Below are 22,482 nucleotides of genomic sequence, written 5' to 3'. Positions count from 1 at the left end.
CCCTCGCACAGACGCAAAAGGATCGAGCGCTTATAACTGAGGGAAAATTGTTGTAAAACAGGTTTGCCAAATATTCGAGCAAGGGTCTAGAGGCTGACTGGAAACGGCGATCGTGGCTTCTAAATGCTGGATGTGACACTTCACTAAGGCTAAACCTAAACCTGTCCCCGGTAAAGCTTGCTCAATGGCGGCTTTCCCGCGACGGAACTTATCAAAAATATAAGGCTGTTCTGCGGGCGCGATCTCGCTACCCAAGTTAGAGAGGGTGAGGACGATTTGATCGGCTTGTTGCGGATCGATTTGATGGGAGGCGCTGAGAACGACGGTGGTATTGCGATGGGAGTATTTGCCCGCGTTCGCCAGCAATTCTTGGATGATGTAGGTGAGGCTTTCGAGATCGCTTTGCAGTTTGAGCGATCGCTTGGGGAAGTTGACTTGCAGGTTCAATCCCTTGTGATGCCATCGTTCTTCAAATTCTGCGGCCAGTTGCTTAATTAAGAGTTTGAGATCGACGGGTTGGCGATGCAGTTGGGTTTGTTTAGACTCCAGCTTTTGTAATTTGAGCAAGTCGAGGATCAGGTTAATTTCTTGATTGCACTCTTGCTCTAGAATATCGAGGTACCGTTCCCGACGCTCCGGGGAAGAGTCGGCTTCGCGCAGGATGCTAATGGCGACCTTCATCTTGGTTAAGGGCGTCTTGAGTTCGTGCTGCACGGAATTGACAAACTCATCTTTGAGTTGGTTGAGATGGCGCAGTTGATCGATTTGTCGCCGCGTCTGTTCGTAAAGCTTGGCTTGGACTTCTAAGCTGCGCTGAAGTTGGGCGGTGCGTTCGTCTACTAAGGCTTGGACTTGGCGCAGGGTTTGCGACTGCATGATGGCGCTGCTGACTTGGGCGCTAATCAGTTCGGCAAATTCTAACTCAGCGCTTTGCCAAAGCCGGGGTTGTCGGTTTTGCAGGATAATGAATCCTAACGTGGTATTTTGCGTGGCTGCCGTATTGCTAGGGGCGTAGAGGGGCAGACACAGGGAGGTGGAAAAGTCCTGCGTTTTGAAAATAGCGGCGATCGGACTTTGGGGAAGGTTATTGAGCGGGTAAAGCGAGATCTGATTGAGGCGATTAACGGGGGCGATCGCAACGGGTTTGGGGGCTTCGCGCAAGGCAAGCTGGCACAGACTGCAATCCGATCCCCAAAAGGTATAATCCCCAGCAATTTCGCGATCGCCATCTTCAATCGCCATCCACTGCTGCTCTTGCCACTCGCACGCCAGACTGGCGCGGAACTGCGGCATTTGTTTTGTAAAGTCTTTATTGAGCGGATCGCTATATTTGAATAAAATAATCATGGCTCGATCGAGCAGGAAAGACTGGGCGAGTCCTTCTAGAGCAAGCTGAAAAATTCGATTGACTTCTTGGTTGGCTCGAATGGCCATCGTTAACTGACTAACCAGTTTTTGATAGCCGATCCAAGCAGGCATGGCGGTTTGCACTGGAGAAATACAGCGCGGTAAGGGTTTGCGAGAGTAGCATCGGGAAGCCGCAAACGCTTCGTCCTCTCGATAGGGGGGGGTTGGTACTCTCTCAAGTAAGGGTTCTCGGCTTTCTGAGCAGCCGGATAAGCTGTGCATGGCTAACTCTTGGGGGGGAATATTCATAACGGTTGCTGGGTCGTAATCAGTGAGGGAGGGGCGGTTATGCATATCCGATTTGGAGGACGAGAGGTTCTGAGTCCTAGAGAACTCATCCGTTGACAGTCGGACACCCTCAAGCACGCTATCCCTGGCTGGTCGCAGATGGACGCAATCTCACTCAACGCCTCAAATTTGCTTTGGTAATTCATAGAGAGATCCCGATCTGCATCTAGCATTCCCAATCCAGATAGTTTTGACACATGCAATTGTTAAACTTAAGACAAATTGAATGAAAAATCACAAACCCTGGCTTTGAGGACAAAACCCAGCTTGCTATTACTATTACACTGCTGAACTGTTTAGGGTATCCGTAAAATCCTCAAGGCTCAATGATGATTCTGCGGCTTTGAATGAAATTTAGCTCAAACTTATAGAGGGAGATGGGGAGGATAACAAATTGAGTAAATTGAAAGCCAAAGCCTTCAGTTCCCAAATCTCTTGGTTTGGCGAATGGACTGCTTTCCCTAGGTTAAAGGTCAATTTAGGCTCGATCGCTTACTACATCAGTTATTTGAACGATGCTACTAAAAACAGGAGCTGCGATCGCGCTCTCCTGTGGTTACGCTAGTTCGTACTCGTAGCGTTAGACTCTCGATTCATTTCTGGCTACTTCCAAATGTTATGACCGCCCAATCACCCCTTGTTGTCCGCAATATTATTGGTACTGTAAAAGGCCCTGGCGAAACGGGGAACCAGTATGTGTTTATTACCTCAGATAATCGTCAGGTGAGAATTGGTGAATTTGTCTATTATTCGGGGATAGATGGCAATACTTCTCAGGAAATTCTCGGCAAAATCTCTGCCCTAAGATTGATTGACCATTTGCCCGATCGCATGTTCGCCGATCCGGAAATTAGTCCAGAAGCGATCGCGGCTTTTGTGGGTTTCACGTACGAAAATCCCGAACTTTATGAAGTTACGGTTGATATTATCGGCTATTTTCATCCCGCTTTGGGCTTTGTGAATCCGCGCCGCATTCCCGATCCGGGGACAAAGGTCGCCCTCGCTAGCGATGAGAGTTTGCGGCAAATTCTCTGTCGCAAGCAACCGGGCGAAGTCGGTAGCGCCAATATTGGTTCCGTATTATTACGTAAGGGCGGGGCGGTTCCGGTGGTTCTCGACGTTAAAGAAATTGTGAGTACGCATTTGGCGATCTTGGCGGGAACGGGTTCGGGAAAATCCTACACCGCCGGAGTTTTGATTGAAGAGTTGCTTTTACCCCATAACCGCGCCCCGGTGTTGATTTTTGACCCGCATGGCGAATATGGCACGCTAGCCGAAATTCAAGGTCATCCCGCGTTTCAAGCCCAGGATGGCTATGCGCCGCGAGTCAAGGTGCTGACGCCGGATCGCGTTAGGATTCGGATGTCTTCCCTGGATTATTATGATATTCAGACCTTGTTGCCGCAAATGAGCGATCGCCAACAGGCGATTTTGCACAAGGCGTTTATCAGCCTCAAGAAGCGAACCAACCTCGAACACCGCTGGGATATTGAGGATCTGATCCAAGAAGTCCACGACGCAGATCGTCAGGTGGATGAGGAAGGAAACGAAAAACTCGGATCGTCCGCCCCCGCCATTGAGTGGAAGTTAGAGAAACTCAAGCATTCCCCCTATTTCCACGCCCTCCACCACCTTGCGCCTAGAGATTTGTTTGAACCGGGACAAGTGACGGTATTTCAGATGAACGAAATTAGCCAAGAGGAACAGCAAGTCATCTGTGCGGCGATCCTGCGCCAAGCCTACCACGCCCGGATTAATACCCAAAAGGAGAAGATTTCGCCTGGGGATGAAAATTACTTACCCTTCCCCGTGTTTATTTTGCTAGAAGAGGCGCATCGTTTCGCCCCCGCCCACGATCCTTCCCGCTGTAAGGCGGTGTTACGCACGATCCTCAGTGAAGGACGCAAGTTTGGTTTAGGGGTGGGACTAATTACCCAACGTCCCGGAAAGCTAGACTCGGATGTCCTATCGCAATGTATGAGTCAGTTTTTGATGCGGATTATTAACCCTGTCGATCAAGATAGCTTGAAACATGGGGTGGAAGCTGCCGGACGCGACTTATTAAAGGAGTTACCCGCCCTCACGAAGGGACAGGTGATTATTTCTGGGGCTTGCGTAAATACGCCTGTGTTGTGTCAGGTTCGCAAGCGCTTAACTCAGCATGGGGGAGATACGCTAAATGCGCCGATGTTATGGCAGGGTTATTTTCAGACCCATCAGCTAGAACAACGGGAGGCTGAGGCTGCACCGTTAGTCGGGCGGGGGCGATCGCAAACTGTTAACGGTCGCAGTATCGAGTAACGCCTCATCTCGCTAAATAGCACCAGGCGGACGCTAACCTCTGGTGCTATTGAAACCTTATTAAATTTTAGAAATATTCAAGCGGCGTTTAACCAGAGTTCTGCTAAACGGAGGTTGAAGAACTCAAGAATGCCAGCAAGCGCGGGAAACAGACGCAAATTGCCGCACACACCAGGGTCATCACAGCACAATCAAATAAACTCATAGCCATCTCCTTCAAACAATCTGAAAAGTTTTTTGTATATCTTTCCAGTATGAAGGAAAAGAAGCAAAATATGACAACGGAAAGGTTTGAATAACTTTTAGGACTCATAAGTTTCCCTAAAGTTATCCCCGTTTTTTGTAATTTTAATAGGTCTAAATACTTGGCGTGCTTTAGACAAGCGGGTGGGCTATTCTGTTATTTAAGCATATTTTTCCAAAAAAAGGAAGCAACTTCTTCTTTTTACCAAAAAATCTTGCTGGCTTGCCCTCTTAGCAGAAGTGCTAAAATCGGTCTAGGGTTCTTCATCGTACTCTATGGATCATAATATTGCAGCGATTCGAGCTACAGAGATTTATAAAAAATACCTAGCCTCTCAACCGCTCGAAACTTTAAAAGAATATGTAAAGACTGGAGAGCTTCGACTCAAAATCGCCACTCAAATTTTTGAAAACCTAGACTCTATTCTCCAAGAAACCTCTGCTAAGTTTCTGTTGTGCGCCGAGCTTAGTAACAACTTGTACAGTTCTCGGCGTTACAGAGCTTGTATTCGCGCTCTAGAATACTGTTTGCGCTATGCTACCTATGCAATGCTCGCTAATAGTACCTCACTGCTCGATCGAGATGTCCTTAAAGGACGTGAAGAAATCTACTCTTCTCTAGAAATTTCTACTGATGTAATAGTCGGTATGCTGCACAAGATCAAGGAAGCGATCGCGAGTGTAATCGGCTTAGAAGCAGAACAAGAAATCGCTATTTATATTGACTATATTATTAAAAGCTTGCAAAATGACATCGCCTTGCGAGAGTCGGAATTTATAGCAGCTATGCAGGCTTTTGAAAAAACTCGTAAAAATTATCGTAATGCATTGCGAGAACTCGCTCAATGAAACAGCCGCACTGAGTACCAGAAGCAGCAGTCATTGAAATACATCGCCAATTAATTACAGAACATGGGGGAACCGCTGGAATTAGAGATTCAGGACTACTTTCAGCGAGTTTAGCTAGACCCAAAAACTTATTTGTGTATGCTAAGACGGTTAGTTTATTTGACTTAGCAGCAGCTTATGCGTATGGTTTGGCAAAGAATCATGCATTCGTTGATGGTAATAAGCGCATCGCCTTGGCTATCATAGATGTTTTTCTACGTCTCAATGGATATGAGTTAATTGCACCAGAATCAGAGGCAGTAATTAAAATTATCAATTTAGTAGAGGGAATCGATAATCAGGAGTCTATCTGTGATTGGATTCAATCTAATTCTCAAAAGTTAACTTAAGCATCCACCCTAACACACTCCTAGCTAAAGCCATCCTCAGACAATAATCGGACAGTTTCTCCAAAGGGAAATGCTTCTAGTGCTAACCCGCCAGGTGTGACAACCCAGAGAACAGGAATTTCTGGGGGGGTTAGGGGAAAAGCACCATAACCATCGGTGAGATAAACGCAGATTTGGGTAGAATGCCAGTCTAGTTGGGCGTTGACTTTTTCAAAGAAGGGAATAAAGGAGGTTCCGCCGCCGCCAACAGGTTGAGGAATTGTGGTTTCGCCTTCTAGAGAATAAGGGCCATAAGCTTCGGCATCTGCATAGTAGAGTTCGCATTTCAGGTGAGGATAGGACTGGAGAATACCGCGAACTTCACTTAAAAATAGTTGCATTTGAGCGTCGCAAATTGAGCCGCTAGTATCCACTGCAACAAATACTTGCACGGTTTCGCCTTCTAATGCTTCTAAATATAAGCCTCTGCCAATAAAACGACGGTCAAACCCCATAAAATCATTCGGCGTTTTCACCAGATAGCGCCAGAGGTAGGAACGCCAGTCGAGTTGGGCTTGGGTGAGGCTTCCGAGTTCTCGCCACAAGCCTGCGGGGATGTTACCCTGTTGTTGGCTAGCACGAGCGATCGCGATCGCTCTCTGGACTGCATTTCGCCAGTAAGTTTCCAGAACCTGTCGGCTAGACTCGCTGAGGCTATCCCCAGGCGGCATATCGAGTAAGTCACAAGCGCCTTCATCGAGAACATAGCGTTCGGCGTGGGGGAGTAAAATTTCGTAGACTTCTTCAACGCTGAGATGCTCTAATTCAGGATCGCGGATAGTTCCTTCTGGCAATTCAAAACACTGCTGTTCGGCGATTGCACCATTGACCACAATATCCGCAGCAATATTCCATAATAGGGGTTCCCGCGTGCCTCGGCGCAACCCATGCAGTAAAGCGGCGTGCAAAACTTCGTGAAGTAACACCCCATCCACCTGCGGAGAAGACAGGGAACCCATAAACTCAGGATTGAAATAAATATTCTTCCCATCCGTCGCGGCTGTGGGGTGAGTGTGGGTAGTGTGGAAATTGGTAAATAGGGCTAAGGTGGCAAAAAAAGGACACCTCATCCGCACCCGCAACACCGATGCGCTGAGAATCTTTTCAATATCCGCTGTCAAACTCATAGCGCCACTAAGCCTTGAAAATCCTTGAGGAAACCTTGCAGGCGGGTATCTTTTTGAACCAGTTGCGCCAATGCACCCATTTGCCCTTTGGTTCGCAGGCTGCGGAATAAATCAACCGCAAACAGTTGTATCCATTCAGCAGTTGCTACATCACTCAACCAGGTAAAGGCATTGTAGCCTTGGGTGGCATCTTCGGCGCGAACCGCCAGTCCAATAGTAGTGGCGTAACGCACGGAAGGTTCTTCAGGGAAGGGAAGAGAACGATCCAAACCTTTGAGAATGCGTCCTAGATCCGGTAAGTTTTCATACAGTTGAATATAGGCGGTAAATTCGGCGGTGGTTTCTTCGCCAATAGCCGGGGCAATCTCTAAACCAGCATAGTGCAAATGGCTGGCCATTTCCCAGGAGCGGGGAGAAGGCCAAGCGGGTTGTTGGGGGTCGAGTTTGTGCAATAGGGTGGTGCGATAGGAGAGAAAGGCGATAATTTGTTCGTGAATTTTGGTGGTGAGGGCGTAGGTTTTGAAGCTGTCAAAGTCGGGGATAACTTGCAGGTGTAAAAAGCGGTTCGCCAGGGGAGAGGGCATATCAAACACGGCGGCGCGGTCTTCTTTGCGGTTTCCGGCGGCCCACACAAACCAATCGGGCGGGACTTCGTAACTACCCACTTTCCGGTCTAAAATCAGTTGTTGCGCCATTCCCTGCATGGCGGGGGGTGCCATATTCAATTCATCGAGAAACAGGATACCTTGACCCGTGCGGGGGAGAAATTCTGGCGGATACCATTTAGAAATCCCTTCCTCAGCTACCGGGAGTCCGCGCAAGTCTGTGGGGGCGAGTTGGGAGAGGCGCACGTCGATAAAGTCCATTTGATGGCGGCGGGCAATTTGTGCCACGATGCTCGATTTTCCAATCCCCGGAGGCCCCCAAATCATGGTGCTGATTTTGAGGTTTTTGCTCACCAGGTTATTCAGATAGGTTTTTAAGGCGGTGGGGGTCATGGGGTGCTGAAATTAGGCTTGTTCTATGCGTTTATTTAAGTTTGTTTGGGCTGCTTTGCAAATATAAGGATCGCGATCGCTCTCTAAACTTTTGAGAATATTCACGGGAGTGTTTCGGTTGCCTGCGATCGCCCGTCGAACCCATTTGTTTGGATCTTGTGCTAAGTGTTCAAGCCCTTGCATTGGGATGTTTGGGTTAGCTGCGATCGCCTCTCGAACTCCTGACTCTGAATCTTGTGCTAACTTTTCAAGCCGATGAACTGGTGTATTTGGGTTGCGTGCGCTCCCCCGTCGAACCCATTTGTCTGAATCTTGTGCTAACTTTTCGAGCCAATGAACTGGTGTATTTGAGTTTTCTGCGATCGCCTCTCGAACCCCTGGCTCTGAATCTTGTGCTAACCGTTCGAGCCATTGCACTGGGGTATTTAGGTTTTCTGCGATCGCCCATCGAACCTCTGGATTTGGATCTTGTGCTAAGAGTTCAAGCAGATGAACTGGAGCGTTTAGGTGCTTTGCGATCGCCACTCGAACCTGAACTTGTGCGTAAATTAAACCTTGTTTTAAATAATCCGGTACTGTCTCTAAGTTAAATAGACAGATTAATGTCTCTATCGGAATTACATCAACCAAATTCAAATTTTCGAGACATAACAGCGCTAAGACAGGATTTTCTAGAAGTTGTGCGGGAAACTCTTTCCCTAACTCCCATAACACCTCAGTTGGCGTATTGGGGTTCGCAACAACTAACTGACGAATGGCGACATCCTCACAAGCTGCTAATTCTCGCAGTTGTTCGGGTGGCGTATTTGGGTTGCTGGCTTGCTGTAGCAGTTGGGAATCTATCGCCATCTTTGCACCTATGCTAGTTCAGGAAATCGTTCTTTCAATTTAACCTGGGCTGCTTTGCGAACGTCAGGATCGCGATCGCTCTCAAAAGTATAGAGAGAGTTGCTTGCTGCCCGTCGAACTCTCCTCTCTGGATCTTGTGCTAACTGTTTGAGGTAACGTACTGGCGTTTTTGGAATCTTTGCGATCGCCCATCGAACCTCTTTGTCTGAATCTTGTGCTAACTGTTCGAGGCAATGGATTGGGGTGTTTGAACTTTTTGCGATCGCTGCTCGAACCCCGATGTCTGGATCGGGTGCTAAGAGTTCCAGCCCATGTACTGGGGTGTTTGGGTTAAGGGCGATCGCTCGTCGAACCCCAGTTTCTCGATCGGGTGCTAAGAGTTCAAGACAATGCCCTGGCGTATTTGGGTTAAGGGCGATCGCTTGTCGAACGTTCAGTTTTGCCTGGGTTAATCTTTGGTATAAATAATCTGGCACTGTCTCTAATTCAAATAGGCGTACCAAAGTCTCGTCAGGGATTTGAGCGATTAAATTCGGATTTTCTAGAAACAACAGCGGTAAAAGTGGATTTTCTAGGAGTTGGGCGGGAAACAGTTTTCCTAAGCGCCATAACACCTCAGTTGGTGTATTGGGGTTAGCAACAACCAACTGACGAATGGCGATATCTTCACAAGTTGCCAGCTCTCGCAGTTTCTCCGGTGGCGTGTTGGGGTTGCTAGCAAGTTGCTCTAAGAGTGCGATCGCCATTTCTCACCTATCTGGAAGCTGAAATTACCGACTTGCTCTCTAGTTATGGCTCAAATCTTTACCCCTGTGCAAGTTCGAGCAATCGTTTGTTTAATTCAACTTGGGCTATATGGCAAATATCAGGATCGCGATCGCTCCCTAAACTCTGGAGAAGATCGAGTGGCGTGTTTGGGTTGAGTGCGATCGCGCATCTAACTCCTGGCTCTGGATCTTGTGCTAACTTTTCAAGGCAATGGACTGGTGTGTTTGGGTTACAGGCGATCGCCCCTCGAACCCCGGCGTCTGGATCTTGCGCTAAGTATTCAAGCCAAGGTACAGGGGTATTTGGGTTGTCTGCTATTGCCCATCGAACGTCTAAGTCTGGATCTTGAGCTAAGTGTTCGAGCCAAGGCACAGGAGTGTTAAGATTTTTGGCGATCGCTCGTCGAACGTTCAGTTTTGCCTGGGTTAATCTTTGGTATAAACAATCTGGCACTGTCTCTAATTCAAATAGGCGTACCAAAGTCTCGTCAGGGATTTGAACAATTAAATTCGGATTTTCCAGAAACAACAGCGGTAAGAGTGGATTTTCTAGGAGTTGGGCGGGAAACAGTTTTCCTAAGCGCCATAACACCTCAGTAGGTGTATTGGGGTTAGCGACAACCAACTGACGAATGGCGACATCCTCACAAGTTGCCAGTTCTCGCAGTTGTTCGGGTGGCGTATTCGGGTTGCTGGCTTGCTGTAGCAGTTGGGAATCTATCGCCATTTTTGCACCTATGCCAGTTCAGGAAATCGTTCTTTCAATTTAACCTCGGCTGCTTTGCGAACGTCAGGATCGCGATCGCTCTCTAAACGTTTGAGAGTATTAAGTGGGGTATTTGGGTTTTCTGTGACTCCGAATCGAACCACTAGGTCTGGATCTTGAGCTAAGAGTTCGAGCAGATGAACGGGTGTATTTGGGTTGAGTGCGATCGTCGATCGAACCTGTGGATCTTGAGCTAAGAGTTCGAGCAGATGAATGGGTGTATTGGGGTTAACTGCGATCGCTCGTCGAACCTGTGGATCTTGAGCTAAAAGTTCGAGCAGATAAACGGGTGTATTTGGGTTTTCTGCGAGTGTCCGTCGAATTCTTAGCTCTGGATTTAGATCTAAGAGTTCAGACCAATAAGTCCTTGACCTTGGGTTAGCTGGAAGCACGTATCTAACCTGTGATTCTGGCTCTTGTACTAGAGATGCAAGAATATCCACGGAGGTGTTAGGGTTTTGTGCGATCGCCACTTTCACCTCAACTTGTGCCTTGAGTAATCCTTGTTGTAAATAATCTGGCGCTGTCTCTATTTCAAACAGGCGGATTAAAATTTTTTGGGGAATTTCCTGAATTAAATTTATATTTTCGAGAAACAACAGCGGTAATACAGGATTTTCTAGGAGTTGTGTGGGAAACTCTTCTCCTAACTCCCATAACACCTCAGTTGGCGTATTGGGGTTCGCAACAACTAACTGACGAATGGCGACATCCTCACAAGCTGCTAATTCTCGCAGTTGTTCGGGTGGCGTGTTCGGGTTGCTGGCTTGCTGTCGCACTTGGGAATCTATCGCCATTTTTCACCTATGCCAGTTCGGGAAATCGTTCTTTCAATTTAACCTCGGCGGCTTCGCGAACGTCAGGATCGCGATCGCTCTCTAAATGTTTGAGCCAATAAACTGGGGTGTTTGGGTTGAGTGCGATTGCTCGTCGAACGTCTGGTTCTGGATCTTGTGCTAAGTGTTCGAGCCAATAAACTGGGGTATTCGGGTTGAGTGCGATCGTCCGTCGAACCCATTTTTCTGGATCTTGAGCTAAGTGTTCGAGCCAATATACAGGGGTATTTGGGTTGAGCGCGATCGCCTGTCTCACCCAGAATTCTGTATTTTGTGCTAAAAGTTCCAGAATATGCACTGGGGTGTTTGGGTTTTCTGCGATTCTCCGTCGAACTCCTGGCTCTGGATCGGGTGCTAAGAGTTCAAGCAGATGAACGGGTGTATTGGGGTTAACTGCGATCGCCCGTCGAACCTCTGGCTCTGAATCTTGTGCTAACGTTTCGAGCAGATGAACGGGTGTATTGGGGTTAGCTGCGATCGCGCCTCGAACGTCTAAGTCTGGATCTTGGGCTAAGAGTTCGAGCCAAAGTACGGAGGTGTTGGAATTTTCGGCGATCGCCAATCGACCTCCCGGTCTTGCCTGGGTTAATCTTTGTTGTAAATAATCGGGTAATGTGTCTAATTCAAATAGGCGCAATAGCGTCTCTTCAGGAATCTCATCAATCAAATTCAGATTTTCGAGAAACAACAGTGGTAAGAGCGGGTTTTCTAAAAGTTGTGCGGGAAACTCTTCTCCTAACTCCCATAACATCTCGGTTGGCGTATTGGGGTTAGCAGCCACTAACTGACGAATAGCGACATCCTCACAAGTTGCGAGTTCTCGCAGTTGTTCCGGTGGCGTGTTGGGGTTGCTGGCTTGCTGTCGCACCTGAGTATCTATCGCCATTTTTCACTTACCTTGCTAGAAATCCCAATCTTTGCGCCGATAACTATTAGGAAATAGTTTTTCCAATTTAGCCTGGGCGCATCTGCTAACCGAGTGTTCCCAATTCCCTGCTAAACGTTGAAGTATATCCACTGGGGTGTTTGGGTTGGATACAATCGCTACTCGAACCCCTGAATCGCTATCTTGTGCTAACTGTTTGAGCCAATCCGTTGGTGTTGTTTGGGTTGCGATGCGATCGCTACTCGAACCCCTGGATCGCTATCTTGTGCTAGTTTTTCCAGTAAAGGCTTAGGGCTGTTTAGGTTGCGTGCGATCGCTACTCGAACAGTTGTGTCTGTATCTTGTGCTAATCGTTCAAGCCAATGCGTTGTAGTATTGGGTTGGTATGCAATCGCCCGTCGAACAGTTGCGTCTGCATCTTGTGCTAGTCGCTCAAGCCAATGTACTGGGAGGTTTCGGTTGAGGGCGATCGCTCCTCGAACCTTGACATCGGAATCTTGAACCAACTGTTCAAGAACCTGCACGGGGGTGTTACGGTTGCCTGCGATCGCCCGTCGTACCCCTGCATCGGGATCTTGTGCGAACCGTTCGAGCCAGCGTACTGGGGTACTGGGTTTACCGGCGATCGCCCCTCGAACCTCTGGATCGCTATCTTGGGCTAACCGTTCGAGAAGACTGACAGGTGTCTTAGAGTGAAGTCCAATTGCGCGTCGAACCCCTGAATCGCTATCTTTGGCTAACTGCTCGATCGTGCTGAGAGGTATATATGGATTCTGGGCGATCGCCCATCTCACTAAGGGTTCTGAACTTTGTGCCAGCCACTCAAAAAAGCTAACAGGCATATTAGGGTTTTGGGCAATGGTTTGTTGAAGTTCTACATTTTGCCTCAAAAAGGCTTGTTTTAAATAACAGGGGACTCTCTCTAATTGAAATAGACTGACTAAGGTATCTGAAGGAATAAAAAGGCTCGGATTTTCCAAAAACAACAGCGGTAAGAGCGGGTTTTCTAGGAGTTGTGCGGGAAACTCTTTCCCTAACTTCCATAACACCTCAGTTGGCGTATTGGGGTTAGCAGCCACTAACTGACGAATAGCGACATCCTCACAAGTTGCGAGTTCTCGCAGTTGTTCCGGTGGCGTGTTGGGGTTGCTGGCTTGCTGTCGCATCTGAGGATCTATCGCCATCTCTTTCTTCCCTTCAGGGATAGGGATCGAATTGAATCGTTATCGGAATACTATTTTCTAACTTTCGCGCTAACGGTTCAATGAGACGATCCGGGAGATTGCGGTTATTGAGTAGTGCTTGTTGAATGGCGCGATCGCCTTCGTTGGCGAACTGTTCCAGAATAGAGATCGGCGTGCGAGGGTTTAGCGCGATCGCTCTTTTCACCTCCCCTTCTGGATCGGTGGCTAATTGTAAGAGCGTACTGATAGGTGTATGGGGATGATTAGCGATCGCAATTCTTACATCAATATCTGGATCGCAGGCTAACTGCAAGAGCGTAGCAACAGAAGTCTGCTCGTGACGCGCAACCGCCCATCGGATTTGTTGGTGCGGATCGCTTGCTAACTGTTGCAAAGCACTAGCGGGAGAATTGGGGTTACGCGCCACGCCTTCTCGTACCTGCATCACTGGATCGGCGGCTAACTGCAAGAGCGTATTTATAGGTGTATTTTTATGATGCGCGATCGCCTCTCGCACCCATTCATCGCCATGCAATGCTAACCCCTCCAAAACAGAAGCCGCCGTTTGAGGCTGGCTGGCAATATCCCCTTGAAGCATAGAATCTGCTTGCATTAAGGCCTGTTTTAAATAATCTGGCACTGTCTCAAACTCAAACAGGCGGATTAAAGTGCTGAGAGGAATCCAATAAATTAAATTTGGCTCTTCGAGAAGCAAAAGGCGCAATCTATGATTTGCGAAAAGTTGTTCGGGAAACTCTTCTCCTAACGCCCACAATGCTTGAGGAGGCGTGCTGAAATTAGCAGCGACAAGCTGACGGATCTTAGCATCGGTATGGGTTGCCAGTTCCAGCAGTTGTTCGGGTGGCGTGTTGGGGCTGCTGGCGAGGTCAAAAAGCGAGTCTGGTGTCATGGCTTAATCTAAAGATGGATGTTTGGCGATCGCTTCTCGCACATAATCATCGGCATCATCACGCAATTGGGCAAGGGTTGCAGCAGGGGTATTTAAGTTACAGGCGATCGCCCAACGCACAAACCCATCCTCATCCGCTGCCAGTTGCCTCAAAATCGATGCGGGTGTAACGGGATTTTGCCCGACAATATAACGAACCAGCGGATCGCTATCTTGAGCAAGTTTGGCAAGCACCTGCACTGAAGTATTGGCGTGTTTCCCCACCAAAAACCGCAGATCGGCATCGGTTTCCTCTGCTAACCAAGCCAACAAATTCGGGGGTAAATTCTCCTGTTTTGCCACAATGCGCTTAAACCCAAAATTTACCTGTTTGAGGGAAGCTTGCAGAAACTCCGGTACCGCCTCCAGATACGAGAAACTGCATAGCGTTTCCATTGGCATCTGCATGACAAACTCTGGGTTTTCTAAAAAGCACAAGGGCAGAATCGGATTTTGAGCCACTTCTTGGGGAAATTCAACCCCCAATTTCCATAACACTGTAACGGGCGTATTGGGGTTAGCTGCTAGCTGTCGGCGAACCGTTGCATCTGGGCTATTGGCAAGTTCTTGAAGTTGGGCAGGGGGCGTAGAAGGATTGCTCGCTAGTTCGCACGCTGGTAAAGTCATCATCTCGATAAGCCGTCACTTCGCTATCAACAGATCCAACATATCCAGTCAATTTCCAGTTAAAAGTTAAAAATTTGCCCTAGCCAGGAGGTATCCCCCAGCTAAGGCGCAGTTCTCAAAATCCTGAATTTATCTAATTAGAGGCGTACCATTGTTGTTTCCATTGCTGCATTTGAGCAATTTCTTGTTCTTGGGCAGCAATAATTTCTTGGGATAATTGACGAATCTCCGGGCGTTGCGTCTTGGCTAGGGCATCTTGTGCCATCACCACAGCCCCTTCATGGTGGGGAATCATTGCTTGCATAAAGCGGCGATCGAATTCGGCATCCGCAGGGCCTAAATCCATGCTCATCATCATACTTTGCCGCTGCTCTTCCGTCATCGGCATCGAATGACCCATTTCCGGATTGTAAGCAATGGGAGTCTCGTCTGCATCAGGATACCAAGTTTGCCGCCATTGTCTTAACTGAGCAATTTCCTGTTCTTGGGCGGCGATAATTTCTTGGGAAAGTTGCTGAATTTCTGGGCGTTGCGATTTTTCTTGGGCTTCTTGCGCCATCGCGATCGCGCCCTCATGATGGGGAATCATCGCATCAATAAAGCGCAGATCGTATTCTGCATCCGCAGGACCCAGATCCATTGCACTATGATCCATTCCCCCATGATGCATTTCCCCATGTCCATCATGTCCCCCACTCCTAGCCGTTTCCTGCATTCCAGGATTTTGACCCGCATCCGGCTGGCGGGCGGTAGGATCGGAACAAGCCGCTAGAATTCCCCCCGTGACTGAAGCTAAAGCCGCCACCGTTAAAACTAGCGTGTAATTTCTGAGTAATTTGAATAGCATAAGATCGCCTAAAATTAACCCGACTCCTCTATTTTTAACTCTCCAGTCAGCTAGAGGGTCAAGGCTAATCGACATGAGTGCCACATTCTCCCATCGGGAGAGGGGAAAGATAGTCGCGTAGGTTGGGTTGAGGTACGAAACCCAACACAACCCCGGCTGCTGTTAGGTTACGCTAACGCTAACCCAATCTACGACTTTTAAGCCCGAACCGCATCCGCAAAGCGAATTTTCAGATAATCATCTTCCATCTTCGCCCCAGAAGGGTTCAATGCTGCCAACGCTTGGGGTAACACCAAGTTGCGGCGATGGTTGCCAATGCGAATATTGAGTTCGTCACCCGTTTTATTCAGTTGAATTTGCTCTTTGGGGATACCGGGTAAATACAGTTCTAAGCTGTATTGATTTTTCTCTTGAATCACCCGAATCGTGTTTTCCTTGTAATAGACTTGTGATGGATCTTCATCGGCATACAAGGTTTCTTTCAGGCGTTCTAGCGCTGCTAACCCACACATTTCCTCAGAATAAAGAGGCACCTCTTTAACGGGAAGAGGGGTAAAGTTATCGTGAATTTCTTGGCGATACTGCTTTTGATTTTCCTTCCAGCGTTGGAAAAACGGATCGGTCACTTCTTCGGGGATAATCCGATTGGCAACCACTAAATCCGTAGAAACATTGTACAAGCTTAGATAAGCATGGGCGCGTAAGGATTCCTTAATCACCATTTTCTCTGGGTTGGTGATTAAGCGAACTGAAGTTTGGGTATTGTCGGTTAAGACCTTTTCTAGCGCTTCAATTTGTTCGTAAAACTCATACGGCGCATCCATCACTTCCTTATCGGGTAAGGAAAAGCCAGCAATGGGACGAAATAGGGGTTCTACCAGGGGACGCAACGCTACAGACATCCCTTGTAAGGGTTTGTAGAAGCGGCGCATATACCAACCCCCCACTTCCGGAATGCTGAGGAGACGCAACGCCGTTCCTGTGGGGGCCGAGTCGATAATTAAAACATCATATTCGCCTTCGTCATAGTGGCGCTTCATCCGTACTAACCCGAAGATTTCGTCCATCCCTGGTAAAATTGCCAGTTCTTCGGCTTGGACGCCTTCTAAACCTCGCGCTTGCAAAACTTGGGTAATATAGCGTTTAACTGCACCCCAGTTCCCTTCGAGTTCCATTAGCGCATCGAGTTCTGCACCCCAAAGATTAGGGCGAATTTGGCGTGCTTCATGACTTAACTCTAGATCGAAACTGTCGGCGAGGGAATGGGCGGGGTCTGTGCTGAGAACTAATGTCCGATAGCCGAGTTCGGCGCAACGCAAGCCTGTTGCTGCGGCGACGGAGGTTTTCCCAACACCGCCTTTCCCGGTCATGAGAATTACACGCATAAATCGTTAATGTCCTAACTGAAAAGCTTTTATATTTCTTTAACTCTATCGGGTTTTCTTGACGAAGTGTTGTTTCACCACGTCTAAGCGCGAGCAATTCCAGTAATCTACATGGGAGGTAATGGTGTCGCTGTCGCTGAGTTTGAGTTCGGTACGACCGGGAATGGAGATGCGGGGTTTCCAGGGAAGGGGGGTATTCCAGCTTAATGTCCAGGTGTAGTGGATGGTATCGCCTTGGCGCTGGATGTCGTGCAAGTCCATTTGGGGGTTGATGAAGAAGGTGTCGATGAACTGAATCATCTTTTTGAAGCGTTCAACTCCCCGAAATTCGTTTAGCGGGTCTTTGAAGTATACGTCTTTGGCGTAAACGCTGTAGGTTTGGTCTTTGGGAAATCGCTGGTAGTCTTGTTTGAGGATGTCGAGGATGTCCATAGGTCTATGAGGGTTCGGGGGATGAGCGCGATCGCCCCGATTGGAAGATAATCAATTAATCCAACCCTATCGTTGTTATCTCGGCTTTGCCATGCCGCTTAGGGTTAGTTCCGGGTTCTTTTGATATGTTCCATAATTCGCTGTTTGCGCTGTTCTTTCTCGGCGGGGGATACCTCGTTAGAAAGCTTGGTGGTGCGCTTAACATGATCCATAATCCGTTGTTTGCGTTCGTCTGAGTTCGCCATATCGAAAGAACCTGAGAGAGGTTAACTTCTATAGCTTAATAGAACTTTACATTTTTGACAGACGGTTCGCGCAAATGGGTCTACTTGGTCCCAAAAAGGCGATCGCCTGCATCGCCCAAACCGGGGATAATATACCCATGCTCGTCTAGCTTGTCATCAATCGCTGCCGTATAGATGGGGACATCGGGATGTTCTTGTTGAAAATGCTCAATTCCTTCCGGCGCAGCCAATAGACAGACAAACTTAATCGATCTAGGATTGGTTTCTTTAAGGCGATACACCGCCGCCACCGCAGAATTCCCCGTCGCCAGCATCGGATCGACTACGAGCATATCTCGATCTTCGACATCCTGGGGAACTTTAAAGTAGTATTCCACGGGGATGAGGGTATGCGGATCGCGATACAATCCCACATGACCCACCCGCGCTGAAGGCATGAGTTCCAACATCCCATCTAGAATGCCCTGTCCCGCCCGCATAATAGAGACAATCACCAGCTTTTTATCTGGCGCTAATACAGGCGCGTTCATGGTGGCGAGTGGCGTTTCAATGGTTTCGTATTTTAACGGTAAATCTCGCGTTACTTCATAGGCCATTAATAGGCTGACTTCTTTTAATAAGGCCCGAAACTTTGCCGTACTGGTTTCTTGACGGCGCATTAGGGTCAATTTATGCAGTAATAGCGGATGATCGATGAGCGTTACTTGGCTAGTCATAGGGGATGGAGGAGACTAAAATATCTCAAAATACTGTACCATCGCTGTCAATTTGGATCGGGGGAATTCCACCAGGTCTGAGTTCTGCGGCGATTTTTCGTCCGGCTGTCCAAGTTCCGCCTTGTAGGACTTTTACTAAGGGTAATTCAGTTTCGCTCAGTTGCAGTTTTTCGCGGATAACTTGAGCGATTTTATCTAAGAGGATAACTGTTAAAGCCCGCCATTCGACAATCACTTCTGAATCGACTTGATGCGCTTGTTCTAAAATTCGATTGGATTTAGGTTGCAGCAATCCCAAATCTAGACATAATCCGCCGTTGCGATATTCCGGTAATCCAGTCAGTGCATTTAATTGGGTAATTTCTAAGCCTATTTCTTGTAAGGGTTCCAACAGAGAATAGGTCAACCATTGGGAAAGCTTGTGAAAGGGAATATAACCCGCATCAAGTAAGGCGGAATGCTGCCAAACATCCCCTAAATTAACGCCATCTAAGGTTAATCTTCCCGGCCAAATTTCTCCTAAACCTGTTAAAATAGTTGTAAAAATAAAACTTGCTGAAATTTGTTTGTTCTCGGCTTGGCTTAAGAAGTAACTGACTAAATTACCGGATCGGGGATAGTCTGAACAAAAATAATCGGGATAATGGGTTAAAGATTGACCCAATTTTTGTAGCAGTTGCAAGCGACCCGAAAGACCTACTAAAGGATTATCAGAACTGACTTGAAATCCTGCGGCTAAACGACTTTCCGTTAAAGATTTTAACCCTTCTGCATCGGCTTGTAAGGGGTTTTGAGCAGAACTCGAAAACAACCCCCTTTCAAACATCCGCAGGCTAGCGACGGCTAACCCTTCCGAACGTTGATAGGTTCCCCCAGTTTCTGCTTCTTGATATTTCCAAGCTGCACCCGCGCCAGCATCGAGTAAGACGCTAACAATGGCTAAATCGTATTTTGCTTTAGCTTGCTCAATGGGGGGTAAACTGGCAAGTTGAGCATTGAGTTGAGCAATCCGCGAAATTCCGCCCACTTCAAAATGCTGCCAGCGAGAATGAAAGGGAATATCTAAATTGGGGTAATGTTCCCGAATGACTTGCAGAACATAGTCTGCGGTGGTTTCCAGTTGGGATAAGTCAACGCGGAAATGTTGCAGTTTATCCTGACAGGCGAGTTCATATAAGATGTTACAGCGATCGCGAATAGCTTGGGGCGATCGCAGGTAGGCTAACGTCATCGCAGTTTTCTAGTAAAGTAAAGTAATGTTATTGTACTCACAAGCTGCGATCTACAGGTTTCTAGAGAGGGATTTTAGCAATTCGATCGATCCATTCTTCTGGAGTAGATACCGACCAGATGAGAACAAGATCGGCAACAACTGCTTCAACTGTCAGCTTTTTGGATACAATGAGAACGCCTGCACTTTTTTGATGAAGCGAAATAAATTCAGCAAAGTACATGGGCATGGTTTTGCGATCGTGGGTAACAAGAATACGTCCTTGTTGTGCTGTTAATGCTAGCACTTCCAAATCGTTTAAACCCTGCAATCCAGCACCCGAAGCAGTTTAAAAATCAATAGTTGGCTCTTATCGCAAAGTTGCTGTTACAATTAATTGATTTAAATCGGCATCAGCTTGGTAACGAATGCTCACTCCCTAGGTTCTCCTGCTGTGCCTTAAAAGACATGAGCTTGCGATATAAGATTGGTTGATCTGTTTGTAAGGGCTGAGGCATGGCATCAAAGGCGGCCTCTTCTTCTAGAATGTAGAGATCGATGGTATGACGATGAGCCAGGTAAAAAGCGATCGCACCATACACTTGTTCTAGGGTTAGCAATGGGAAAGATTGAACGATGCTTTCTGGTGAAAGACCCTTACGAAAAGCATACACCACTGAGTCGAGCGAGATTCGCGAATTTGCAATCCAGTAACTGCCACTCCGATACTCTACATAGACCTTAGATTCTACAACTGACATAGGTTTGCTTAGGGAAGTCTAATCCTGATTGTATGCGATCGCGAATAGCTTGGGGCGATCGCAGGTAGGCTAACGTCATCGCAGTTCTCTAGCAAAGTAATGTATATTCAGCAGATTTTAACAACTGTCAAACAAGCGCGATCGCAACAATTTGTGCCAAACGCGATTGTAGAATGGGCTAGCACAGCGCCACCCATATCAGTATTAAGTCTCCCGCTTTTAACTCCATCTAGAAATTATTACTAATCGCTTAAACCGCGTCCAATCACCTGAGTCAGCGCAATCTCATCGGGGACATCCCCGTCGGTATAATAGCCTGCGGCCTTTTTGGCTTCAATTTCCACTTGAGCATCAGCCGGAATCAGTTCTGGGGGAATGGGAACCCGTTCAATGACCTTAATCCCAGAATTGACAATAGCGTTATACTTCAGATTGCTCATCGACACCAAACGGTCAATCTGAGTCACCCCAAGCCAGTGGAGGACATCTGGCATAAACTCTTGGAAGCGCATATCTTGAACGCCAGCGACGCATTCAGTTCGCTCAAAATAGGCCGCAGCGCGATCGCCCCCTTCTTGTCGCTTGCGAGCATTGTAAACCAAAAACTTAGTCACCTCGCCCAAGGCCCGGCCTTCCTTGCGGAAATAGACAATAATTCCCACCCCTCCCTGTTGCGCCGTGCGAATGCATTCCTCTATTCCATGAACCAAATAGGGACGACAGGTGCAAATATCCGAACCAAACACATCCGAACCATTGCATTCATCGTGAACCCGCACTGCCACCGGAGAATTCGGATCGGTAATAGCTGCAATCTCCCCAAGAATATAAACGGTAACGCCTCCAATTGGTGGGAGAAACAGCGACAAATCCGGACGCGTCACCAACTCCGGGAACATTCCCCCGGTTTGTTCAAACAACGCGTGGCGCAACTCGCTTTCTGCAATTCCTAGGCGTTTGGCAATTCCCGGTAAATACCAAACGGGTTCAATAGCGGCTTTTGTCACCACCAAATCGCCCCCCGCCTTCATAATCTTGCCATCAATCTGCAAGCGACCCTTCGCCACCGCATCGAGCAGTTCCGGCATATTAATATGGGCTTTGGTAATCGCGATCGTGGGGCGAATATCGTATCCTTGCTCGTAGAAAGAGGTATAAACCTCACCCACCATTGCACCAAAGGGATCGAGAGAGATAATCTTATCGGGATCGAACCAACTCGGATGCGGCCCAATTTGTTCCACAGGTGAGGTATTCGTTAAGTCAGCGCGATGATCCGCTTGCAGTGTTTTACGCGCTACCGCCAACGCTCGATAAATTGCATACGATCCAGAATGCGTCCCAATCACGTTCCGATGAGCCGGAGTTGTCACCGTCGCCACAATCGGGCCTCGCTTCAGAGGATCGCATTCCCCCCAATGAATTGCAACTGCTTTGGAACCAACATTGCGCGGGTGAGAGGTCAGGACAATATGCTTATGCTTAGACCGACTGGGCTTTTCTAACATAGGAAGAAGAGAATTGGATAGTTGAGGCTTCGGCGAACTGAGCGATGCTCAGAAAAATCGGAGTTGGCGAACCATAAATTAAGAATTCTAGCAACAAGTTTCGGCTTGGCAAGTAGCCTAGAAGTCAGACCCATTGACATTCCACCGTTTATAGGCGCTTTATGAGTCAATCCCCATTCGTGCATCAACTTTCTGCTCAAGAGGCGAGCAAACAGAACTTTCAAGCTTACGGTCAGTTAATTAAACCTGTTGATGACGGCAAGCTTTACGATACAGAGGATGCTCAGTTAATCCTCAATCGCGGTATTCCTCGGTTTTACATCATGCGTCTGACTGCCAATGGACGCCAGTTTAAAAGAATTACTCGCCATCTCCAATGTACGCAATGTTTAGGCGCTTTGGGGGGCAAATCCTGGTGGATAGCCGTTGCGCCTCCAGCAGAGAGTCCTCACCCTCGACTCGAAGATATCCAAGCCTTTAAGATTCCAGGCGATTGTTTTATTAAACTCCACTTGGGAACCTGGCACGCGGGCCCCTATTTTGAAACAGAGTACATCGATTTCTACAACCTGGAACTCAGCGACACTAATATTACTGACCGCGATACTTGCAATTTGCAATCTATCTACGGTGTAGCGTGCGAGATTCTCTAGAAGGGAGATGGGGAGATGGGGGGAAGAAGAAGGGAGTTGGGAGTTGGGAGTTGGGGAAGAAGAGAGTGAGGAGAACGAAGGTAAATCAGCAATTGTTCTTGATACCTACTCAGAATTCGCTACTCTCTTCCCCACTCGGAACTCGGAACTCGGCAAACTCGAAAGATGGGCAGGAAACTACGTTCTAACCTCGGTTCCTTTGCCTTTAACTCTCCTAACG

The 22,482-nt window shown here is 47.8% G+C and carries 25 protein-coding genes; 5 read left to right on the top strand and 20 right to left on the bottom strand.

Translation table 11 applies throughout. The features are described from left to right. Window positions 1–30: 30 nt before the first annotated feature. Entirely contained in the window at window positions 31–1,656 is a 1,626-nt protein-coding gene (locus tag QQ055_RS06710; RefSeq protein ID WP_286004408.1) for a GAF domain-containing sensor histidine kinase, read from the bottom strand. Between the two features lie 657 nt (window positions 1,657–2,313). On the opposite strand from QQ055_RS06710, the gene QQ055_RS06705 reads away from it, so the two are divergent. The 3 genes from QQ055_RS06705 to QQ055_RS06695 all read left to right on the top strand — a co-directional run bounded on the left by QQ055_RS06705 (window position 2,314) and on the right by QQ055_RS06695 (window position 5,477). After that, the gene (locus QQ055_RS06705; RefSeq protein ID WP_283357885.1) at window positions 2,314–3,996 is read left to right on the top strand and encodes an ATP-binding protein; all 1,683 of its coding nucleotides are present in this window, start codon (window positions 2,314–2,316) and stop codon (window positions 3,994–3,996) included. A gap of 519 nt (window positions 3,997–4,515) precedes the next feature. After that, on the top strand, window positions 4,516–5,088 hold the full coding sequence (locus tag QQ055_RS06700; RefSeq protein ID WP_284474187.1) for a globin family protein: 573 nt from the start codon (window positions 4,516–4,518) through the stop codon (window positions 5,086–5,088). A 32-nt stretch (window positions 5,089–5,120) separates the two neighbouring features. Next, window positions 5,121–5,477, top strand: a complete 357-nt coding sequence (locus tag QQ055_RS06695) for a type II toxin-antitoxin system death-on-curing family toxin (protein ID WP_284474221.1) — start codon at window positions 5,121–5,123, stop codon at window positions 5,475–5,477. 20 nt (window positions 5,478–5,497) lie between these two features. On the opposite strand, the gene QQ055_RS06690 is transcribed toward QQ055_RS06695, so the two are convergent. The 19 genes from QQ055_RS06690 to QQ055_RS06600 form a co-directional block, all read right to left on the bottom strand. Then, window positions 5,498–6,643, bottom strand: a complete 1,146-nt coding sequence (locus QQ055_RS06690) for a vWA domain-containing protein (RefSeq protein WP_286004407.1) — start codon at window positions 6,641–6,643, stop codon at window positions 5,498–5,500. Then, on the bottom strand, window positions 6,640–7,641 hold the full coding sequence (locus QQ055_RS06685; protein WP_284474185.1) for an ATP-binding protein: 1,002 nt from the start codon (window positions 7,639–7,641) through the stop codon (window positions 6,640–6,642). Before QQ055_RS06685 ends, QQ055_RS06690 begins: the two co-directional genes overlap by 4 nt. A gap of 12 nt (window positions 7,642–7,653) precedes the next feature. Beyond that, a complete protein-coding gene (locus QQ055_RS06680) occupies window positions 7,654–8,490 on the bottom strand; it encodes a HEAT repeat domain-containing protein (protein ID WP_284474184.1) in 837 nt (278 codons plus the stop codon). 8 nt (window positions 8,491–8,498) lie between these two features. Continuing rightward, window positions 8,499–9,236 carry a HEAT repeat domain-containing protein gene (locus QQ055_RS06675; protein ID WP_284474183.1) on the bottom strand — a complete coding sequence of 246 codons (738 nt, stop codon included), beginning with the start codon at window positions 9,234–9,236 and terminating at the stop codon, window positions 8,499–8,501. 58 nt (window positions 9,237–9,294) lie between these two features. Further along, window positions 9,295–9,984 (bottom strand): HEAT repeat domain-containing protein, encoded by a 690-nt coding sequence (locus tag QQ055_RS06670; protein WP_286004406.1) that lies wholly within the window; start codon window positions 9,982–9,984, stop codon window positions 9,295–9,297. Window positions 9,985–9,992: 8 nt separating this feature from the next. Then, on the bottom strand, window positions 9,993–10,820 hold the full coding sequence (locus QQ055_RS06665) for a hypothetical protein (RefSeq protein WP_284474181.1): 828 nt from the start codon (window positions 10,818–10,820) through the stop codon (window positions 9,993–9,995). 7 nt (window positions 10,821–10,827) lie between these two features. After that, a complete protein-coding gene (locus QQ055_RS06660) occupies window positions 10,828–11,745 on the bottom strand; it encodes a HEAT repeat domain-containing protein (protein ID WP_284474180.1) in 918 nt (305 codons plus the stop codon). 188 nt (window positions 11,746–11,933) lie between these two features. Next, window positions 11,934–12,929 (bottom strand): HEAT repeat domain-containing protein, encoded by a 996-nt coding sequence (locus tag QQ055_RS06655; protein WP_286004405.1) that lies wholly within the window; start codon window positions 12,927–12,929, stop codon window positions 11,934–11,936. Window positions 12,930–12,942: 13 nt separating this feature from the next. Then, window positions 12,943–13,839: a HEAT repeat domain-containing protein gene (locus QQ055_RS06650; RefSeq protein ID WP_284474178.1), complete on the bottom strand. Its 897-nt coding sequence runs from the start codon at window positions 13,837–13,839 to the stop codon at window positions 12,943–12,945. Between the two features lie 3 nt (window positions 13,840–13,842). Next, window positions 13,843–14,508, bottom strand: coding sequence for a HEAT repeat domain-containing protein (locus QQ055_RS06645; RefSeq protein ID WP_284474177.1), 666 nt, complete (start codon window positions 14,506–14,508; stop codon window positions 13,843–13,845). Between the two features lie 130 nt (window positions 14,509–14,638). Then, on the bottom strand, window positions 14,639–15,352 hold the full coding sequence (locus tag QQ055_RS06640) for a DUF305 domain-containing protein (protein ID WP_284474176.1): 714 nt from the start codon (window positions 15,350–15,352) through the stop codon (window positions 14,639–14,641). A gap of 197 nt (window positions 15,353–15,549) precedes the next feature. Beyond that, entirely contained in the window at window positions 15,550–16,737 is a 1,188-nt protein-coding gene (locus tag QQ055_RS06635) for a TRC40/GET3/ArsA family transport-energizing ATPase (protein ID WP_284474175.1), read from the bottom strand. 45 nt (window positions 16,738–16,782) lie between these two features. Continuing rightward, window positions 16,783–17,169 (bottom strand): C6orf136 family protein, encoded by a 387-nt coding sequence (locus QQ055_RS06630; RefSeq protein ID WP_284474174.1) that lies wholly within the window; start codon window positions 17,167–17,169, stop codon window positions 16,783–16,785. Between the two features lie 104 nt (window positions 17,170–17,273). Continuing rightward, entirely contained in the window at window positions 17,274–17,414 is a 141-nt protein-coding gene (locus tag QQ055_RS06625; protein ID WP_284474173.1) for a hypothetical protein, read from the bottom strand. Window positions 17,415–17,494: 80 nt separating this feature from the next. Next, window positions 17,495–18,130: a uracil phosphoribosyltransferase gene (gene upp / locus QQ055_RS06620; RefSeq protein WP_284474172.1), complete on the bottom strand. Its 636-nt coding sequence runs from the start codon at window positions 18,128–18,130 to the stop codon at window positions 17,495–17,497. 25 nt (window positions 18,131–18,155) lie between these two features. Then, window positions 18,156–19,361 (bottom strand): URC4/urg3 family protein, encoded by a 1,206-nt coding sequence (locus tag QQ055_RS06615; protein ID WP_284474171.1) that lies wholly within the window; start codon window positions 19,359–19,361, stop codon window positions 18,156–18,158. A 61-nt stretch (window positions 19,362–19,422) separates the two neighbouring features. Next, window positions 19,423–19,653, bottom strand: a complete 231-nt coding sequence (locus tag QQ055_RS06610; protein WP_284474170.1) for a hypothetical protein — start codon at window positions 19,651–19,653, stop codon at window positions 19,423–19,425. A 100-nt stretch (window positions 19,654–19,753) separates the two neighbouring features. Continuing rightward, complete coding sequence (locus QQ055_RS06605; protein WP_284474169.1) at window positions 19,754–20,101, bottom strand: DUF433 domain-containing protein; 348 nt, start codon at window positions 20,099–20,101, stop codon at window positions 19,754–19,756. Between the two features lie 242 nt (window positions 20,102–20,343). Then, the gene (locus tag QQ055_RS06600; protein ID WP_284474168.1) at window positions 20,344–21,609 is read right to left on the bottom strand and encodes a GTP cyclohydrolase II; all 1,266 of its coding nucleotides are present in this window, start codon (window positions 21,607–21,609) and stop codon (window positions 20,344–20,346) included. A gap of 161 nt (window positions 21,610–21,770) precedes the next feature. Between QQ055_RS06600 and QQ055_RS06595 the strand changes: the two genes are divergently transcribed. Beyond that, entirely contained in the window at window positions 21,771–22,262 is a 492-nt protein-coding gene (locus QQ055_RS06595; protein ID WP_284474167.1) for an ureidoglycolate lyase, read from the top strand. Window positions 22,263–22,269: 7 nt separating this feature from the next. Next, a partial coding sequence (locus tag QQ055_RS06590) for a hypothetical protein (protein WP_286004404.1) occupies window positions 22,270–22,482 on the top strand: 213 nt, incomplete at its 3' end.

This window comes from Geitlerinema calcuttense NRMC-F 0142 (assembly GCF_030285425.1).
This window is presented reverse-complemented; position numbering and strand designations above follow the sequence as displayed.

What these genes read in the sequence shown, in the direction of transcription:
- QQ055_RS06710 (WP_286004408.1), bottom strand. Translation starts at nt 1,656, where the DNA reads ATGAATATTCCCCCCCAAGAGTTAGCCATGCACAGCTTATCCGGCTGC.
- QQ055_RS06705 (WP_283357885.1), top strand. Translation starts at nt 2,314, where the DNA reads ATGACCGCCCAATCACCCCTTGTTGTCCGCAATATTATTGGTACTGTA.
- QQ055_RS06700 (WP_284474187.1), top strand. Translation starts at nt 4,516, where the DNA reads ATGGATCATAATATTGCAGCGATTCGAGCTACAGAGATTTATAAAAAA.
- QQ055_RS06690 (WP_286004407.1), bottom strand. Translation starts at nt 6,643, where the DNA reads ATGAGTTTGACAGCGGATATTGAAAAGATTCTCAGCGCATCGGTGTTG.
- QQ055_RS06685 (WP_284474185.1), bottom strand. Translation starts at nt 7,641, where the DNA reads ATGACCCCCACCGCCTTAAAAACCTATCTGAATAACCTGGTGAGCAAA.
- QQ055_RS06680 (WP_284474184.1), bottom strand. Translation starts at nt 8,490, where the DNA reads ATGGCGATAGATTCCCAACTGCTACAGCAAGCCAGCAACCCAAATACG.
- QQ055_RS06675 (WP_284474183.1), bottom strand. Translation starts at nt 9,236, where the DNA reads ATGGCGATCGCACTCTTAGAGCAACTTGCTAGCAACCCCAACACGCCA.
- QQ055_RS06670 (WP_286004406.1), bottom strand. Translation starts at nt 9,984, where the DNA reads ATGGCGATAGATTCCCAACTGCTACAGCAAGCCAGCAACCCGAATACG.
- QQ055_RS06665 (WP_284474181.1), bottom strand. Translation starts at nt 10,820, where the DNA reads ATGGCGATAGATTCCCAAGTGCGACAGCAAGCCAGCAACCCGAACACG.
- QQ055_RS06660 (WP_284474180.1), bottom strand. Translation starts at nt 11,745, where the DNA reads ATGGCGATAGATACTCAGGTGCGACAGCAAGCCAGCAACCCCAACACG.
- QQ055_RS06655 (WP_286004405.1), bottom strand. Translation starts at nt 12,929, where the DNA reads ATGGCGATAGATCCTCAGATGCGACAGCAAGCCAGCAACCCCAACACG.
- QQ055_RS06650 (WP_284474178.1), bottom strand. Translation starts at nt 13,839, where the DNA reads ATGACACCAGACTCGCTTTTTGACCTCGCCAGCAGCCCCAACACGCCA.
- QQ055_RS06645 (WP_284474177.1), bottom strand. Translation starts at nt 14,508, where the DNA reads ATGATGACTTTACCAGCGTGCGAACTAGCGAGCAATCCTTCTACGCCC.
- QQ055_RS06640 (WP_284474176.1), bottom strand. Translation starts at nt 15,352, where the DNA reads ATGCTATTCAAATTACTCAGAAATTACACGCTAGTTTTAACGGTGGCG.
- QQ055_RS06635 (WP_284474175.1), bottom strand. Translation starts at nt 16,737, where the DNA reads ATGCGTGTAATTCTCATGACCGGGAAAGGCGGTGTTGGGAAAACCTCC.
- QQ055_RS06630 (WP_284474174.1), bottom strand. Translation starts at nt 17,169, where the DNA reads ATGGACATCCTCGACATCCTCAAACAAGACTACCAGCGATTTCCCAAA.
- QQ055_RS06625 (WP_284474173.1), bottom strand. Translation starts at nt 17,414, where the DNA reads ATGGCGAACTCAGACGAACGCAAACAACGGATTATGGATCATGTTAAG.
- upp (WP_284474172.1), bottom strand. Translation starts at nt 18,130, where the DNA reads ATGACTAGCCAAGTAACGCTCATCGATCATCCGCTATTACTGCATAAA.
- QQ055_RS06615 (WP_284474171.1), bottom strand. Translation starts at nt 19,361, where the DNA reads ATGACGTTAGCCTACCTGCGATCGCCCCAAGCTATTCGCGATCGCTGT.
- QQ055_RS06605 (WP_284474169.1), bottom strand. Translation starts at nt 20,101, where the DNA reads ATGTCAGTTGTAGAATCTAAGGTCTATGTAGAGTATCGGAGTGGCAGT.
- QQ055_RS06600 (WP_284474168.1), bottom strand. Translation starts at nt 21,609, where the DNA reads ATGTTAGAAAAGCCCAGTCGGTCTAAGCATAAGCATATTGTCCTGACC.
- QQ055_RS06595 (WP_284474167.1), top strand. Translation starts at nt 21,771, where the DNA reads ATGAGTCAATCCCCATTCGTGCATCAACTTTCTGCTCAAGAGGCGAGC.